The organism is Streptomyces sp. NPDC020490, from assembly GCF_044335305.1.
Classification (GTDB): Bacteria; Actinomycetota; Actinomycetes; order Streptomycetales; family Streptomycetaceae; genus Streptomyces.
This window is the reverse complement of record NZ_JBIRUY010000011.1, coordinates 62,765-78,506: the sequence shown is the minus strand read 5'-3', so window position 1 is coordinate 78,506 and position 15,742 is coordinate 62,765. Positions and strand designations below refer to the sequence as shown.

14 protein-coding genes are annotated in these 15,742 nt (G+C 74.2%); 6 read left to right on the top strand and 8 right to left on the bottom strand.

Features of this window, described 5'->3' with window-relative positions; genetic code table 11:
• Positions 1-94 precede the first annotated feature (94 nt).
• Together ACH4ZX_RS14145 and ACH4ZX_RS14140 are read left to right on the top strand one after the other, a co-directional pair.
• Positions 95-892, top strand: a complete 798-nt coding sequence (locus ACH4ZX_RS14145; RefSeq protein WP_398271952.1) for a helix-turn-helix domain-containing protein — start codon at positions 95-97, stop codon at positions 890-892.
• Between the two features lie 43 nt (positions 893-935).
• Positions 936-1,544 carry a 3'-5' exoribonuclease domain-containing protein gene (locus tag ACH4ZX_RS14140; protein WP_398271950.1) on the top strand — a complete coding sequence of 203 codons (609 nt, stop codon included), beginning with the start codon at positions 936-938 and terminating at the stop codon, positions 1,542-1,544.
• A gap of 11 nt (positions 1,545-1,555) precedes the next feature.
• On the opposite strand, the gene ACH4ZX_RS14135 is transcribed toward ACH4ZX_RS14140, so the two are convergent.
• The 6 genes from ACH4ZX_RS14135 to ACH4ZX_RS14110 all read right to left on the bottom strand — a co-directional run bounded on the left by ACH4ZX_RS14135 (position 1,556) and on the right by ACH4ZX_RS14110 (position 5,513).
• The gene (locus ACH4ZX_RS14135; RefSeq protein WP_398271948.1) at positions 1,556-2,926 is read right to left on the bottom strand and encodes an 8-oxoguanine deaminase; all 1,371 of its coding nucleotides are present in this window, start codon (positions 2,924-2,926) and stop codon (positions 1,556-1,558) included.
• A gap of 31 nt (positions 2,927-2,957) precedes the next feature.
• Positions 2,958-3,851 carry a factor-independent urate hydroxylase gene (gene pucL / locus ACH4ZX_RS14130; protein ID WP_398271947.1) on the bottom strand — a complete coding sequence of 298 codons (894 nt, stop codon included), beginning with the start codon at positions 3,849-3,851 and terminating at the stop codon, positions 2,958-2,960.
• Between the two features lie 4 nt (positions 3,852-3,855).
• Complete coding sequence (gene uraH / locus ACH4ZX_RS14125) at positions 3,856-4,272, bottom strand: hydroxyisourate hydrolase (RefSeq protein WP_398271945.1); 417 nt, start codon at positions 4,270-4,272, stop codon at positions 3,856-3,858.
• Positions 4,269-4,787 carry a 2-oxo-4-hydroxy-4-carboxy-5-ureidoimidazoline decarboxylase gene (uraD, locus tag ACH4ZX_RS14120; protein ID WP_398271943.1) on the bottom strand — a complete coding sequence of 173 codons (519 nt, stop codon included), beginning with the start codon at positions 4,785-4,787 and terminating at the stop codon, positions 4,269-4,271. Before uraD ends, uraH begins: the two co-directional genes overlap by 4 nt.
• Before the next feature lie 109 nt (positions 4,788-4,896).
• A complete protein-coding gene (locus ACH4ZX_RS14115; RefSeq protein WP_398271941.1) occupies positions 4,897-5,265 on the bottom strand; it encodes a helix-turn-helix domain-containing protein in 369 nt (122 codons plus the stop codon).
• Positions 5,262-5,513, bottom strand: a complete 252-nt coding sequence (locus tag ACH4ZX_RS14110; protein ID WP_324786886.1) for a hypothetical protein — start codon at positions 5,511-5,513, stop codon at positions 5,262-5,264. The genes ACH4ZX_RS14115 and ACH4ZX_RS14110 overlap by 4 nt, the downstream gene beginning before the upstream one ends.
• 245 nt (positions 5,514-5,758) lie before the next feature.
• Between ACH4ZX_RS14110 and ACH4ZX_RS14105 the strand changes: the two genes are divergently transcribed.
• Both ACH4ZX_RS14105 and ACH4ZX_RS14100 read left to right on the top strand, forming a co-directional pair.
• The gene (locus tag ACH4ZX_RS14105) at positions 5,759-5,998 is read left to right on the top strand and encodes a hypothetical protein (RefSeq protein ID WP_324786885.1); all 240 of its coding nucleotides are present in this window, start codon (positions 5,759-5,761) and stop codon (positions 5,996-5,998) included.
• 366 nt (positions 5,999-6,364) lie between these two features.
• Entirely contained in the window at positions 6,365-7,057 is a 693-nt protein-coding gene (locus tag ACH4ZX_RS14100; RefSeq protein WP_398271939.1) for a hypothetical protein, read from the top strand.
• A gap of 197 nt (positions 7,058-7,254) precedes the next feature.
• On the opposite strand, the gene ACH4ZX_RS14095 is transcribed toward ACH4ZX_RS14100, so the two are convergent.
• Together ACH4ZX_RS14095 and ACH4ZX_RS14090 are read right to left on the bottom strand one after the other, a co-directional pair.
• Positions 7,255-8,826 (bottom strand): AMP-binding protein, encoded by a 1,572-nt coding sequence (locus ACH4ZX_RS14095; protein ID WP_398272134.1) that lies wholly within the window; start codon positions 8,824-8,826, stop codon positions 7,255-7,257.
• 98 nt (positions 8,827-8,924) lie between these two features.
• Positions 8,925-10,595, bottom strand: coding sequence for an AMP-binding protein (locus ACH4ZX_RS14090; protein WP_398271937.1), 1,671 nt, complete (start codon positions 10,593-10,595; stop codon positions 8,925-8,927).
• Between the two features lie 116 nt (positions 10,596-10,711).
• On the opposite strand from ACH4ZX_RS14090, the gene ACH4ZX_RS14085 reads away from it, so the two are divergent.
• Together ACH4ZX_RS14085 and ACH4ZX_RS14080 are read left to right on the top strand one after the other, a co-directional pair.
• Positions 10,712-11,536, top strand: a complete 825-nt coding sequence (locus ACH4ZX_RS14085; protein WP_360742753.1) for a LuxR C-terminal-related transcriptional regulator — start codon at positions 10,712-10,714, stop codon at positions 11,534-11,536.
• Positions 11,537-12,805: 1,269 nt separating this feature from the next.
• Positions 12,806-15,655 (top strand): AAA family ATPase, encoded by a 2,850-nt coding sequence (locus ACH4ZX_RS14080; RefSeq protein ID WP_398271935.1) that lies wholly within the window; start codon positions 12,806-12,808, stop codon positions 15,653-15,655.
• Positions 15,656-15,742 lie beyond the last annotated feature (87 nt).

The following is a 15,742-nucleotide window of genomic DNA, read 5'->3' as shown; positions in this document are numbered from 1 at the left end:
CCACCACGGTGCACCGGCCGGTGCGCCCGGCTCTTGGAAATTCCGGCACGCTCGCGGGCCCCGCACGGCCGTGCCGCGCGCCTACGGTGGAGGGGTGACGAATGCCGTGTCCCTCCAGGTCCTGCCCACTCCGGAGCCGCTGCGTGCGTGGATCGCGGGCATCGGGTCGGTGTCGGTGGACGCCGAGCAGACCGCGCCGTACATCCACCTCCCCGACGCCGCCACGAAGGTGGTCGTGCGGACCGGGGAGGACGGCCGCCGCAGCGCCCTGGTCGTGGGCCCGCGCGTCCGCGCCTCCTACCACCTGGGCGGGCGCTTCGTCTCGTGCGTCGAGATACGGCTGGCGCCCGGCACCGTCCGTCCCCTGCTCGGCGTACCGGCGGCCGATCTGGTGGGCCGTGCGCCGCGGTTGGACGACCTGCCCGGTCCCGTCGCCCGCCGGCTGGCCGGTGAGCTGCGGTGGCTGGAGCCCGGCGAGGCGGTGGCCCGGCTGGCGGAGGTGCTGCCCGAGCGGCTGCGCGCCGCCGCCGACCGCTCGCGCACCGAACTGGTGCGGGCCGGGGTCGCCGCGCTGTCCTCCCGCGGCGGCCGGGTCCCCGGCCCCGTCACCGAGGTGGCGCGGCAACTCGCGGTGAGCGAGCGGCAGTTGCGCAAGCTCTTCACCGACGGCGTCGGCCTGTCGCCGAAGCACTACGCCCGGATCGACCGGGTGCGCACGGTGCTGGACCAGGCGGCCACGCGTCCCTGGGCCGACCTCGCCGCCGCCACCGGCTACTACGACCAGGCGCACATGACGTCCGACTTCCGTACCCTCATGGGGGTGCCGCCCAGGTCGTACTTCACCGGCCGGCTGCCGGACGCCATGCCCTGCGGGCGGGTGGGGCGGCCCTGAATTCGGGTGCGGGCCGGCGGCGATGATGCGATGCTCCGGGCTCATGTCCGCACGACGCATCAAGCCGAGCCTGTACATCTCCGTCGAGGCCGACGGGCCGATCCCCGGGCCGTACTCCATGCTGAGCCTGGGGGCCGCGGTCGCCGGGACGCAGGACGCCGACGGGTTCACCGCCGCCGATCCGGAACGGCAGACGTTCTACCGCGAACTGCGCCCGATCAGCGACGAGTTCGTGCCGGAGGCGCTGGCCGTCAGCGGGCTGGACCGGGAGCGGCTGGCCGCCGAGGGCGCCGAACCCGCCGTCGCTCTGGCCGAGTTCAGCGAGTGGGTGCGCGAGGTCGCGGCGGGCGCGCAACCGGTGATGGCGGGCTACCCGGCCTCGTACGACTGGACGTTCCTGTACTGGTACCTGATCCGCTTCACCGGGCAGAGCCCGTTCGGGCACTCCGGCTGCCTGGACATGAAGACGCTGTACGCGGCCAAGGCGGGCCTGCCGCTGCGGGCGGTGGCGAAGGGGACGATGCCGCGCGAGCTGCTGTCCCGGCGCCGCCACACCCACCACGCCCTGGACGACGCCATCGAGCAGGCGGAGCTGCTCGCCAATCTCCTGCGCTGGCCCGGCCCCCATGGAGCGGGGCCGGGGGCCGCCTGACCGCGGTGCCGTCACCCTGCGGCGATGCCGGCCAGCCGCCGGGCCTCCTTCCGGGTGGCGCGGGCCACCGCGTCCTCGTCGACGTGCAGCAGGCGGCCGTCCTCGACGATCTGACGGCCGTTCACGAAGGACGCGGTGACCGGCGCCGGCGCGCCGAGGACCAGCGCGGCGACCGGGTCGGCGATGGAGGCGTGGGCGACGGTGTCCAGCCTCCACAGCACCAGGTCGGCCAGCTTGCCGGGCTCCAGGGAGCCGATCTCGTGCGCCCGGCCGAGGACCCGGGCGCCGCCGTAGGTGCCCAGGCGCAGCGCCTGGCGGGTGGTGAGCGCGGCCTCGCGGTGCGGGCCGAGGCGGTTGAGGAGCAGGGCGTTGCGCAGTTCGGTGTGCAGTTCGCCGGACTCGTTCGACGCCGTGCCGTCGACGCCGAGGCCGACCGGGACACCGGACGCCAGCATGTCGGGGACGCGGGCGATGCCGGCGGCCAGCCGGGCGTTGGACGACGGGCAGTGGGCGACGCCGGTCCGGGTGCGGGCGAAGGCGGCGACGTCGGAGTCGTTCATGTGGACGCAGTGCGCCATCCACACGTCCTCGCCCAGCCAGCCGGTGGACTCGAAGTAGTCGGTCGGCCCCATGCCGAACAGTTCGTGGCAGAACTTCTCCTCCTCCACCGTCTCCGAGCCGTGGGTGTGCAGCCGCACCCCGAGCCGGCGCGCCAACTCCGCTCCCTGGGTAAGCAGTTCGGTGGAGACGGAGAAAGGCGAGCAGGGCGCGACGGCGACCTGGGTCAGCGCGCCGAAGGAGGCGTCGTGGTGTTCGCGGACGGTCTCCTCGGTCGCGGCGAGCGCGCCCTCCAGCGTCTCGACGGCGAAGTCCGGGGGCAGGCCGCCGTCCTTCTCGCCGCGGTCCATGGAGCCGCGGGCGAGGGTGAAGCGGACGCCGGTCTCGCGGGCGGCGCGGACGATCGCGCCGGACAGGTCGCCGGAGCCCTTCGGGAAGACGTAGTGGTGGTCCATGGCGGTGGTGACGCCGCCGCGGGCCATCACCGCCAGCGATCCCTGCGCCGCCGCGTACACCATCGGCTCGTCGATGCGCGCCCACGTCGGATACAGCGCGACCAGCCAGTCGAAGAGGTTGTGGTCCGTGGCCAGGCCGCGGGTGAGCCACTGGTAGAAGTGGTGATGGGTGTTGACCAGGCCCGGTGTCACGAGGTGGCCGGAGGCGTCGATGCGGCGTACGACGTCCCGCAGGCCCTCGGGGGCGCGGCCCGCGCCCAGCGACTCGATACGGTCGCCGGCGATGACGAGATGGCCGGAGGCGTACTCGGTGTCGTCGGCGTCCACGGTCGCGATCGAACAGTTCTCGATGACGATGCGCTGTGCCATCGTGCGGCCTCTCCTTTCGTCCTTGTCCGCCTCAGAGGTTGCTGAGGTCCACCGGGATGCGCGCCTCGCAGCCGTCCCGCAGGACGGTGGCCTCGATCAGGCCGTAGGGGCGGTCGGCGGCGAAGTACACCTCGTTGTCGTTCTTCAGCCCGAACGGTTTCAGGTCGACGAGGAAGTGGTGCTTGTTCGGCAGCGAGAAGCGGATCTCGTCGATCTCGCCGCGGTGGTCGATGACGCGCGCGCCCATCTGGTAGAGAGTCTGCTGCAGCGAGAGCGAGTAGGTCTCCGCGAAGGCCCGCAGGATGTGCTGCCTGGTCTGCGCGTAGGACTCCTCCCAGTCGGGCGCCTGCTGCTCGTCGCCGGTCCAGTGGAACCGCCAGCGCGCGGAGACCTCGGTGGCCAGGATGCGGTCGTACGCCTCCGGCAGCGTCGTGTACTTGTCCTTGACGTAGCCCCAGAACTCGGAGTCGGTCGAGTTCATCACGACGAGGTCCTTCAGGCCGGAGACGACCTCCCACGACTCGCCGTCGTAGGTGACCTGCGCCAGCCGGACCTCCTGGCCCCGGCGCGCGAAGGAGTGCGCGCCCTCGCCCGCGTGCTCGATGCGGTCCCAGGCGTACTCCTCGATACGGACGCGGGCCCGGTGGATGGGCTCCTGCGAGGTCACGAAGTGCCGGGCGAGGTGGATGCCGAACCGCTCGGCGGACTCGATGCCGTGCTCCTTGGCGAACGCGTACACCGTGTTCTTGGTGGTGTCGGTCGGCAGGACGTTGGCGTTGGAGCCGGAGTAGTGGACCTCGTCCATGTCGCCGCTGAGCGACACCGACACGTTGAGGTCCTTGACGTGGTGGGTGGCGCCGTCCCGCGTGATCTTCACGACCCGGGTCTCGGCCTTGCCGTACTGGTTCTGTCCCAGGATGGGCATGTCGCTAGCTCCCTCGATAGACGGAGTAACCGAACGGGCTGAGCAGCAGCGGCACGTGGTAGTGCTCTCCCGGCGCGACGGCGAAGGTGACGGACACCTCCGGGAAGAACACGGCGGCGCCGTCCCGGTTCGCGGGGGCGTCCTGCTGCGCATCGGCCTGATTCTTCGCGGACTGGCTTTCGGACCGCTCGAGGTACGCCTCCACGGCGAAGTCGAGCCGTACGTGGGTCGTCCCCTCCGGCGGGTCCGGGAGGTCCCGGCACCGGCCGTCGGCGTCGGTGGCGGACCCGCCGAGCGGCTGCCAGTCCGCGTCCCGGCCGACCCGGGCGAGGATCCGGACGGTGACGCCCGCGGCGGGGCGTCCGGCGGAGGTGTCCAGGATGTGCGTGGACACGGAGGCGGTGGTGGTGCGTGCGCTCATGCTCGGGTGTCCTCTTCGGCGAGTCGGGCCAGTCGGATGCGGTTGATCCTGCCCAGCTCGCCGCGGACGATCTCCCGTTCCCGCTCCGGCGGGTTGCCGATCCGCTCCCTGGCCGCGTCGCGCATCTGCTCGGCGCTGCGGCCGGTGGCGCAGATCAGGAAGACGTGGCCGAACCGTTCCTGGTAGGCCAGGTTCAGTCCCAGCATCTCCGCCCTCAGTTCCTCGGAGGCACCGGCCATGCCGCGCTGTTCGCGGGCGGAGGTCGCGTCGCCCGGCTTCGGACGGCCGATCGGCGGGTGGCCGGCCATGGCCTCGGCGAGATCCGCGCCGGTCAGGGCGGCCATGGCGGCGTCGTTGGCCGCGTACAGGTCGTCGGCGGTGGCGTAGGGGCGGGCGGCGAGCAACCGCCGCGCCCAGGCCGTGGAGGCGCACACCTCGCGGAGCGCGGCGAGCGCCGCCCGCTCGTCCAGGGCGTTGAACCGGGCCAGGCCCGGGGGCGGGGGTGTCGACGTCACGTGGGGGGCCTCCGTGGCGGTGAACGGCCGTCGTACTGAAGGGGCTGGCCGTCAGCTAACGCCGCCCGACGACGTCACGTCAACACTTTGTTGAAAATTCCGGGTTACGTCAGCTCTCCTTCTGGCGGTTGAGGTAGTTGTAGACGGTGAAGCGGCTGACCCCGAGCGCGCTCGCGACGGTCTCCACGCCGTGCCGCACGGAGAACGCGCCGCGCGCCTCCAGTCCCCGGACGACCTCCTGCTTGGCCTTGCGGTCGAGGTCGGCCAGCGGCTTGCCCTGCTTGCGCTCCATGGCGGCCAGGATGTGGTCGAGGGAGTCGGCGAGCTGGGGCAGGCGTACGGCGACCGCGTCGGCGCCCTCCCAGGAGAGCACGACGTCGTCGGGGCCGGCCTCGTCGGGCGGGAGCATCTCCCCGCCCATGGCGTCGACCAGCGGCTTCACGGCGGTGATGAAGCGCTCGTCGCCGGTGCCGGTCACTCCCCGGCCTCCCCGATCACGTTGACCTGGAGCGAGATCCGGGTGGCGCCGGCCTCCAGGGTCTTGCGCAGCACGGCGTCCAGGGCCGTCAGGACCGCGTCGGCGCCCCCTTCGGCGGTGTTGCCGAACGGTCCCACGTCCACGGAGTCCAGGTCGGCGGCCTCGATGACCTCGCGGGCGACCAGCGCGTGGCCGGGCGGCTCGTCGAGGTCGAAGGGCTCGGTGGTGAACTCAACTCTCAGTCGCATCGCGCCCCACACCTCTCTGACCTGCGCGTCTGACGGCCCTCGGCGGGGAGGGCGGTCCGGGCGGCACGGCGGGCGGCGGGAGGGGGCGACGGTGGCCGGGCCTCCGGCTTTCCGTGCGTCCGGACCCCGACCTTAACGGGTCGCCGGGTCCCCCCGGGTCCCGCCGGGGGACCCGGGCGGATCACCGGCCTGTGCGCCGACGGTGTCCGCGTGCGTTCTCGCGCGGGACGCAGGAGTCTGAAGGCATGACAGCACATCCGACCGAGCATCCGCACATCGTGGTCCACGCTCCGGCCCTGGACGGGTCCCGGCGGGTCACCGCGGGCCGGGAGACACTGGGCATCGCCACGCACGTCGACGACGTCAGCGAGATCCTGCGGCAGGCCGATCTGTACGTCACCGACGTGGAGGAGACCGACTTCATCGAGTGGCAGGGCGGCGGACCGGAGGACTGGCCCGGCCTGTCGGAGCACCACGAGGCGTGAGGCATCAGGCGTGAGGCATCAGGCGTGAGGCATTAGTCATTAGGCATCAGGCGTGAGGCGCGCAGCCGCGTACGCCACGGGCCGTAGCCTGCCTACGCAACCCTCAAATCCACCGCTGAACAACGGTATCGAGGCTTCGACCGCCCCCGCCCGCGGGCACATTCTCCGACACGCGGGGCCCGCCGGTACGGGGGCGGCGGGCCCTTGCCGAAGCCGACACCACGGGGGACGAAGGGGCGGCCCGTTCCACGGACGGGCCGCCCCCGTCGCTGTCGGCACGGAATCCGATTTCCGTCCTCCGAAAGCACTGCGGGCAGATGGTCGAAACCCGCCAAGGGACGGACAGGCGGGGTGAGTTGGGGCACGATGGGGGTCATGTCCGAGAGCGTGCCGGTGCGCTGCCCTGCCTGTCGGCGCGAGCACCGCTACACCGCGCCGTCGTATCCCTGCGTGTGCGGCGCCCCGGTCGCGCCGCCGCTGGACCCGCGCGGTGAGCCGACGGCCGTCACGCACCGCAGCTGGGACGAGCAGTGGGTCGGGGTGCGCTGCGCCGCCTGCGGCCACCGGGGCCAGTGGCCGCAGCCGGAGCTGGGCTGCCCGTGCGGGACGACGCTCCGGATCCCCGTGACGAGGCCGGCCGGACGGGCGGGCCCGGTCCGCACGGCCCGCGGCGCGGTCACCGCCGCCGTGGTGTATCTGCGCCGGCTCGGCCACGAGAACGTCCGGCGCGCCGACCAGCGGCCCCCGTCCGGTATCGGACTCGCCGCCCGCGGTCTGCTGGCCCACGTCGACCCGTCCGTGCACCCGGCCTCGCTGCGGGACGTGGAGTGCCTGTGGCTGGCGGCGATGACGGAATCGGCGGACTGCGTCCACTTCTCCCTCGCCGGGTATTCCGCCGAGGCCCTCGCGGGCGCCGTCGCCCTGCGCGTCCCCCTGTTCGTCCTCACCGCCAGCGGCGCCCCGCGGCCGGCCAACGCCCTCGCCGAAGCCCTGGACGCCGCGGCGGCCGGCGCCGCACCCCCGCCCGCCGAGCCGCCGGAACGGGACGACCCGGCGTAGCCCCGGGGCTGCCCGTTCCCGCTCGTCCGCGCGGCGGCCCGGGGACACGTCCGGCACGTACGCGTCCCCGCCTACAGCACGTACGCGTCCCCGCCTACAGCACATTCGCGGGGCCGTCGGGCAGCACGCCCGCAGGACGGCCGGGCGGCCGTAGCCCCCGGTAGCCCCGTCGTCGCGCCGCCCGGCGGTCCTCGCCGTCATGCCTCCCAGGTCGCCTGCTCGCGCAGTTCCACCTTGCGGACCTTGCCGGACACCGTCATCGGGAAGGCGTCCAGGATCCGCAGTCTGCTCGGGATCTTGTAGTGCGCGAGCTGTCCGTCGCAGAACGCCCGGACGTCCTCCAGAGTGGGCGGGTCGCCCGGGTCGCGCGGGATGACGCAGGCCAGGACCTCCTCGCCGTACCGCTCGTGCGGTACGCCGACGACCTGGACGTCCGCGACCTTCGGGTGGCCGTAGAGGAACTCCTCGATCTCGCGCGGGTAGACGTTCTCGCCGCCCCGGATGATCATGTCCTTGATGCGGCCGACGATCTCGACGTAGCCGTCCTCGCGCATCACGGCGAGGTCGCCGGTGTGCATGAAGCGGGCGGGGTCGATGGCCTCGGCCGTCTTCTCGGGCTCGTTCCAGTAGCCGAGCATCACGCTGTAGCCGCGGGTGCACAGCTCGCCCGCGGTGCCGCGCGGCTGGGTCACGCCGGTCACCGGGTCGACGATCTTCACCTCGAGGTACGGCAGGACGCGGCCGACGGTGCCGGTGCGGTGCTCCAGGTCGTCGTCCATCCGCGTCTGCAGGGAGACCGGGGAGGTCTCGGTCATCCCGTAGCAGATGGAGACCTCCTCCATGTGCATCTCGGCGACCACCCGCTTCATGACCTCCACCGGGCAGGGCGAGCCCGCCATGATGCCGGTGCGCAGCGAGGAGAGGTCGTAGGAGGCGAAGTCGGGCAGGTTCAGCTCGGCGATGAACATGGTGGGGACGCCGTACAGCGAGGTGCAGCGCTCCCGCTGGACGGCCTCCAGGGTGGCCTTCGGGTCGAAGGACGGGGCCGGGATGACCATGCAGGCGCCGTGCGAGGTGGCCGCCAGGTTTCCCATGACCATGCCGAAGCAGTGGTAGAACGGCACGGGCAGGCAGACCCGGTCCTGCTCGCTGTAGCCGATCGTGCGGCCCACCCAGAAGCCGTTGTTGAGGATGTTGTGGTGGGAGAGCGTGGCGCCCTTCGGGAAGCCGGTCGTGCCCGAGGTGTACTGGATGTTGACCGGGTCGTCGCAGCTCAGCTCGGCGCCCAGTTCGGCCACTCGCTCCCTCGGCACCGAGGCGCCCGCCGCGATCAGCGCGTCCCAGGACGGGTCGCCGATGTACACCGTCTCGCGCAGCTCGGCGCATCTGCCGCGCACCTGGTCCACCAGGGCCCGGTAGTCGCTGCTCTTGTGCGCGAGCGAGGAGATCAGCACCGAGATCCCCGCCTGGTTCAGCACGTACTCCAACTCGTGCGCGCGGTACGCCGGGTTGATGTTGACCATGATCGCGCCGATGCGGGCGGTGGCGTACTGGACCAGCACCCACTCCGGGCAGTTGATCGCCCAGATGCCGACCCGGTCGCCCTTGGCGACGCCGTGCGCGAGCAGGCCGCGGGCCACGTCGTCGACCGCTTCGCCGAACTCGGCGTAGGTCCAACGCCGTCCGGAGGGGACGTCGACCAGGGCCTCGCGGTCGGGGAACGCGGCGAGCGCCCGGTCGAGGTTGGCGCCGATGGTGTCGCCGAGCAGCGGGACCTCGCCGGTCCCGTGCGCGTACGAGAGCCGCGTGTCGGAGAGTCGCGTGGACGGGGGTTGCGTGTCCGAGAGCTGCGGGTTCGGGAGTGCGGTCACCGGAAGTCCTCCTCGCGGTACTCGTCGGCCGAGCCCGCGGCCGTCGCCTCGCGCAGCTCGATCCGGCGGATCTTGCCGGACACGGTCTTGGGCAGGGGGGCGAACTCCAGGCGGCGGATGCGCTTGTAGGGGGCCAGCACCCCGCGGGAGTGCTCGAAGATCACCTTGGCCGTGTCGGGGCCGGGCTCCCAGCCGTCGGCGAGGACGACGTACGCCTTGGGCACCGCCAGGCGCAGCTCGTCCGGCGCGGGCACGACGGCCGCCTCGGCGACCGCCTCGTGCTCCAGCAGCGCGCTCTCCAGCTCGAAGGGGCTGATCTTGTAGTCGGAGGCCTTGAAGACGTCGTCGGAGCGCCCGATGTAGGTGAGGTAGCCGTCCGCGTCCCGGGAGGCGACGTCGCCGGTGCGGTAGTAGCCGCCGGCCATCGCCTCCGCCGTGCGGTCCGGGTCGCCGTGGTAGCCGGTCATCAGGCCGACCGGGCGGGTGGACAGGTCGAGGGAGATCTCGCCCTCGGTGGCGCCGGGCGCGCCGGTGACCGGGTCGAGGAGTTCGACGCGGTAGCCGGGGCTGGGCCGGCCCATGGAGCCGGTCTTCAGCGGCTGGCCGGGGCTGTTGGCGACCTGCACGGCGGTCTCGGTCTGCCCGAAGCCGTCCCGGATGTTGACGCCCCAGGCCCGGCGGACCTGCTCGATGACCTCGGGGTTGAGCGGCTCGCCGGCGGCCACGGCCTCGCGCGGCTTGGTGCGCAGCTGGGTGAGGTCGGCCTGGATGAGCATGCGCCACACGGTCGGCGGGGCGCAGAAGGTGGTGACGCCGGCCCGGTCCATCTCGGCCATCAGGCGGGCGGCGTCGAAGCGCGTGTAGTTGTGGATGAAGACGGTCGCCTCGGCGTTCCACGGGGCGAACAGGTTCGACCAGGCGTGCTTGGCCCAGCCGGGTGAGGAGATGTTCAGGTGCACGTCGCCGGGCCGGAGGCCGATCCAGTACATGGTGGCCAGGTGCCCGATGGGGTACGAGGTGTGGGTGTGCTCGACCAGCTTGGGGCGGGCGGTGGTGCCCGAGGTGAAGTACAGCATCAGCGGGTCGTCGGGCAGGGTCGGCCCGTCCGGCGTGAAGTCGGCGGAGGCGGCGTACGCGTCCTCGTACGCCTGCCAGCCCTCGGGCGCGCCGCCGACCGCGATGCGGGTGTAGCCGCCGGGCACCTCGTCGAACTTGCCGGTGTCCCCGGACCGGACGAGCACGTGCCCGACCCGTCCGCGCTCGACGCGGTCGCGCAGGTCGGCGGGGCCGAGCAGCGGGGTGGCCGGGATGACGACCGCCCGCAGCTTCATCGCGGCCAGGGCCGTCTCCCACAGCTCGGCCTGGTTGCCGAGCATGACCAGGACCCGGTCCTCGGCGCGCACGCCCCGCTCCCGCAGCCAGTTGGCCACCCGGTCGGAGCGGTCGGACATCTCGGCGAAGGACAGCCGGACCTCGGTGCCGTCCTCCTCGACGATGTGCAGGGCGGTCCGGTCGTTGCCGTCGGCGATGACGTCGAACCAGTCGAGCGCCCAGTTGAAGCGCTCGGGGCGAGGCCAGGTGAAACCCTCGTACGCTCGCTCGTAGTCCTCACGGTGTTCCAGCAGGAAGTCCCGCGCCCTGCGGAACACCTCCGTCGGCGTCGTCATCTGTGCTCCTTCGTTACCGGACCATTGCCGGGCGGCTCTCTGTCATCGTGTAATCCGTGATGCAGGTCTCACTACCCCCGTACGGGGGTGTGCGCCGCGGAGGAGAGGGCGAGCAGGTGGCAGCAGAAACGGCCGGGGTCGTGGAAATACGCAACGCGCTGGTACGGCTGCGGCGCACGACCGGCATCCCGGTCGCCTTCGGCGGCCTCGTCGACGGCGGGCGGCAGCAGGTGCGCATCAGCGAGCTGAGCGGCAACGTGACACCCGCGCTGAGCGCGCTCGCGGTGACCTCGGGCAACGGCCTGGGCGGCAAGGCGGTCGCGCTGGGCCGTCCGTGCGCGGTGACGGACTACTCCTCCTCCCGGCAGATCAGCCACGAGTACGACGTCCCGGTCGCCGCGGAGGGCCTGCGCTCGGTGCTGGCGGTGCCGGTGGTGGTACGGCGCCGGGTGCGCGGGGTGCTCTACGGCGCCCTGCGCACCGCCCAGCCGCTCGGCGACCGGGCGCTGGGCGCGGCCATGGAGGCGGCGCGGGACGTCGAGCAGGCGCTGGTGCTCCGGGACGAGGCGCGGGACCTGGTGACGGTGGCGGCGGCCCGCGACCCCGCGCGGGGCTCCGCCTGGGAGCAGGTGCGGGAGGCGCACGCCGCGCTGCGCTCGCTGGCGCCGCGGATCGCCGACCAGGCGCTGCGGGCTGAGCTGCTCGCCGCGTGCGCCCTGCTGACGCCGGGGCCGCAGCCGCGGGGAGCGAGCCTGGCACCCCGCGAACTCGACGTCCTCGCCTGCCTGGCGGACGGCGCGACCAACGCGGCCGCGGCGGACCGGCTCGGGCTGCGCCCGGAGACGGTCAAGAGCTACCTGCGCTCGGCGATGCGCAAGCTCGGCGCCCACACCCGCGGCGAAGCCGTCTCCGCGGCCCGCCGCGCAGGCCTGCTCCCCTGACCCACCCCCACGCAACGCCTCCCCGCCCTCGGGCACCGCCCGCTGCCACACCCCGGCACCACGCGGCACCGCCCGAGAGCCCCCGCCGCACCGCACCCCGGCCTACGCCCACGCCCATGCCCCCCCCACGGGACACCCCCGCCCGCACCCCGGCACCGGAGTACACCGCGACCGCCAACCCGGCACCGGCAGCGCACCGCACCCCGGAACTCCCACCGCACCACACCCCAGCCCACGCCCCCACACGACACGGCACGGCCCCCCGCACGGACCGCCGCACTGCCCCCACGGGACACCCCCGGCCGACACCCCGGCGCCCCGGGGCGCCGCCGTCCGGGAACACCCGCCGCACCGCACCCAGACCCGCGCCCGGACACGGCACGGCGCGGCCTGCCACACGGCCCCGCATGGGAGCACGCCCGCTCCGAGCCCTGGCTCCACAGGGGACCGCCGCCACGGAGCCCCGCCGCGCTGCGCCCCGAACCCCGGCGCCGGCCGCACGCGGCATGGCACGGGCCCGCCGCGCGGCCCCGTCTGCGGGGCGCCACCTCTGCCTCCCGGTCGACCTGCGCGGGGCGTCACTGCCCCGACGCCCCGAGCGAACCGGCCCGCCGCGGGCCACGCCTGGAGACGCTGCTCGGCACATACCTGTGCCCCGCCCCCGGCGAAACGCCGGCCCCCCGCCCACGGGCCCCCACAGCAGCCCGACGACCACAGGACGCCGCCAAGGAACCGCCCCGCCGCACAGCGAACCGCCCCCGCACACGGCCCCCGCAACCCGCCACGCGGACCCGGCGGCCGTGGCCCGGCGCCGCGGGGCGCCGGGGTAACCGCCCCCGCCGCACGGCGAACCCCACCCCCACGCGCCCCGTAACCCGCCGCAAGGACCCGCCGCCGCGACGGCACGCCGCCCAGGAACCGCCCCCGGCGCGGGCGGGCCGTGGCCGTGCGTGGCGCTGCCGCTCGGGGCGCTGCGGTTGTCCTCCGGCGGTTCGGCGGAGCCGGGTGGGGTAGGCGGATCGGTACGGGCCCATGGCGGAGGGGGGTTCGCGGTCCGCGCCGCAGGGCGGCCGGCGTGGCCCCGCAGGGGTTCCGCAGGGGTTCCGTCGAGGGCCCAGTGGGGGCCCCGCCAGGGGGCGGTGTGCATTCGGCGGCACTTTGCTTTTTCCTTACGCCCGACGATTGTCATATCTCTCACCTCCTCGGGCGTCCGGATTTCAATGAGACGTTGCCTAGAATTTGGCCCGGACACGACACACGGAGGGAGCGGTGACCGTGCGACGGGACTTCAAGGAGCCTGCCAGATGCCGCCCCGACCTGGTCATCGGCCGGGAGGGGCTGTTCGCCGCGGCGCGTGAGCAGCTCGCCTCCGGCGGCAGCGTGCTGCTGCACGGCCCCGCCGGAATTGGAAAGTCGACCGTTCTGCGGGCATTGGCCGCGCAATACGCCTCGTCGGCCCGCACCGTGTTGCGCTGCTCGGCCACCGAGTCCGAATCCCATCTGCCCTTCCTCGCCCTCGCCGACCTCCTCGGCCTGGTCGTGGACGAGGTGTCCGACCGGCTGCCCGCCGCCCAGCGCACCGCCCTGGAGTCGGCGCTCACCGGCCGGGGCGAGGAGTCCGCCCTCCAGCGCGACGGGCTCGCGCTGCGTCTCGCCGTGCTGTCCGCGCTGCGCGCGCTCGCCGCCGAGGGCCCCGTCCTCGTCGTCGCCGACGACCTGCAGTGGCTGGACTCCGCCAGCGCGGAGCTGCTCGGCTTCGCCGCCCGCCGCCTGGGCGACACCCCGGTGCAACTGCTCTGCGCGGTGCGCACCGAGGGCCAGGAGTACGACCGCCATCTACGCTCGTCTCCGCCGGACACCCTCGCCGTCCGCCTGGGCCCGCTGTCCCGGGCCCAGGTGTCCGCGCTCCTGGACCACCGCGGCTACCCGGGCCTGCCCCGCTCCACGGTCCGCGACATCCACCGCACCAGCGGCGGCAACCCCCTGTTCGCCCTCGAACTGGGCCGCGCCCTGGCCGAGAGCTCCCACCCGGTCAGGCCGGGCGAGCCGCTCCCGGTGCCCACCTCGCTGCGCACGCTGGTGCTGAACCGGCTGGAGATGCTCTCCGACGAGGCCCGCCGCACCCTGCTGGTGGCCAGCGCCGGCGCCCGCCCCACGCTCGCCCTGCTGCACGCCGCCGGCCGGGAGAACGCCGAGGCCGAGACCGCGCAGGCCGCCGCGCTCGGACTGCTGGCGACCGAGCCGGAGGGGCCCGCCGTACGGTTCGCGCATCCGCTGATCTCGGCCGCGCTGTACGCGGAGGCGCCCGCGCACGAGCGGCGCGCCGCGCACGCCGCCCTGTCCACCGCGGCCTCCGACCCGATCGAGCGGGCCCGCCACCTCGCCCTCGCCACCACCGGCACCGACCCGGAGGCGGCCGCCCGCCTCGCCGAGGCCGCCGCGCTGGCCCGGGACCGCGGGGCGCCGTCGGTCGCCGCGTCGCTCGGGCTGCTCGCCGCCCGGCACACCCCGCCCGACGGCGACCCGGGCCCGGACCAGCGCCGGCTGCAGGCCGCGGAGGACGCGATCACCGCCGGCGAGGTGGACCTCGCCCGGGACATCGCCCGTGAGGTGCTGACCCGGGCCACCGCGCCCGCGGACCGGGTGCGGGCCTGGATGGTGGTGATCGAGTCGGCCGGGCAGGCCCTCGGCGAGGTCGACACCGTCTACCCGCAGGTGCTGGCCGACGCGGGCGACGACCCGCGGCTGCTGGCCCAGGTCCACTACCAGCTGGCCTGGCGGGGCCTGGTCGTGGAGGGCGACTTCGCCACCGGCCGGGAGGAGGCCGCGCACGCGGCGGAGCTCGCGGCCCGGGCCGGCGACCGGCGCACCGAACTGCTCGCCCTGGCGTTCCAGGCGACGACCGAGACGCTGATGGGCCACCCGGACGCGCCGGCGACCATCAAGCGGGCGCTGCAGGAGCCGCAGGACCCGCAGGTGGCGTGCCACCACAACGGCGCGGGCGCCACCCGCTACCGCTGGCTGATCATGAGTGACCAGCTGCCCGAGGCCCGGGCGACCGTCACGGCGCTGCTGCGCGAGGTGCGGCGGCGCGGCATGGTCGAGAGCGAGGTGCACTTCGTGCGCCTGCTGGCCGACACCGAACTGCGCTCCGGGCACTGCGGCCGCGCCCTGGACCTGGCCCGGGAGAGCCTGCGGCTGGCGCGGGACTCCGGCATCGGCGAGATCCCCTCCGCCGTGCTCACCTCCCTCGCGGAGGCCTCGGGCGGGGACGTGGAGCGGGCGCTGGCCCTGGGCCGGGAAGCGGCGGACCAGGCCGAGGAGGTCGGCGACCAGATGTACGTGTCGCGGGGCCTGGCCGCCCTCGGCCACGCCCAGCTGGTCGCCGGGGACGCCGCGGGAGCGGCCCGGTCGCTGCGCCGGGTGCGGGAGCTGGAGCACAGCCTCGGCATCACCGACCCGGCGCGCGGCCGCTGGCACGGCGATCTCGCCGAGGCCCTGGTGCGCATCGGCGCGCTCGACGAGGCGCAGGGGCTCCTCGACGAGGCGCGCGCGCACGCGCTGCGGCTCGGCCGGGAGAGCGTGCTGGGCGTCCTGGACCGGGCCGAGGCGCTGGTGCGGGCGGCGCGCGGGGAGTACGAGGCCGCGCTCACCCAGCTGACGTCGGCTCAGGACCGGCTCGCCAAGCTGGGCTACGGCCTGGAGGAGGCGCGGGCCGCGTTCGCGCTGGCCTCGCTGCGCACCTCGCCCCGGGCTCCCGGCGCGGTGCGCGCGGCGGTGGCCGCCGCGCCCGGCCCGACGTCGTACGACGAGGCGGCCCGGCTGTTCCGGCGCTGCCGTGCGCTGCCGTGGGTGCGTCAGGTGGAGGCGGCGGCCGTGGCGAACCCGGTGGAACCGGCCGCCCCCGTCGCCGCGTCGGAGGGGCTGGAGGGCCTCGCCTCGATGGAGCGTCAGGTGGCCGCGCTCGTCATGGAGGGGGCGACCAACCGGGAGATCGCCGCGCGCCTGTTCATCAGCGTCAAGACGGTCGAGGCGACCCTCACCCGGGTGTACCGCAAGCTGGGGATCCGCTCCCGGGTGGACATCGTCCGGCTGGCGGCGGGGCGTCGCACCAAGTGAGGCCCGTCCGGTTCCGCTGAGGATCACGCCAGGGGTCCACCGGGGGCCGACCGAGGGTTTTCCCTGCCCGACCCCACTAGGGGGTTC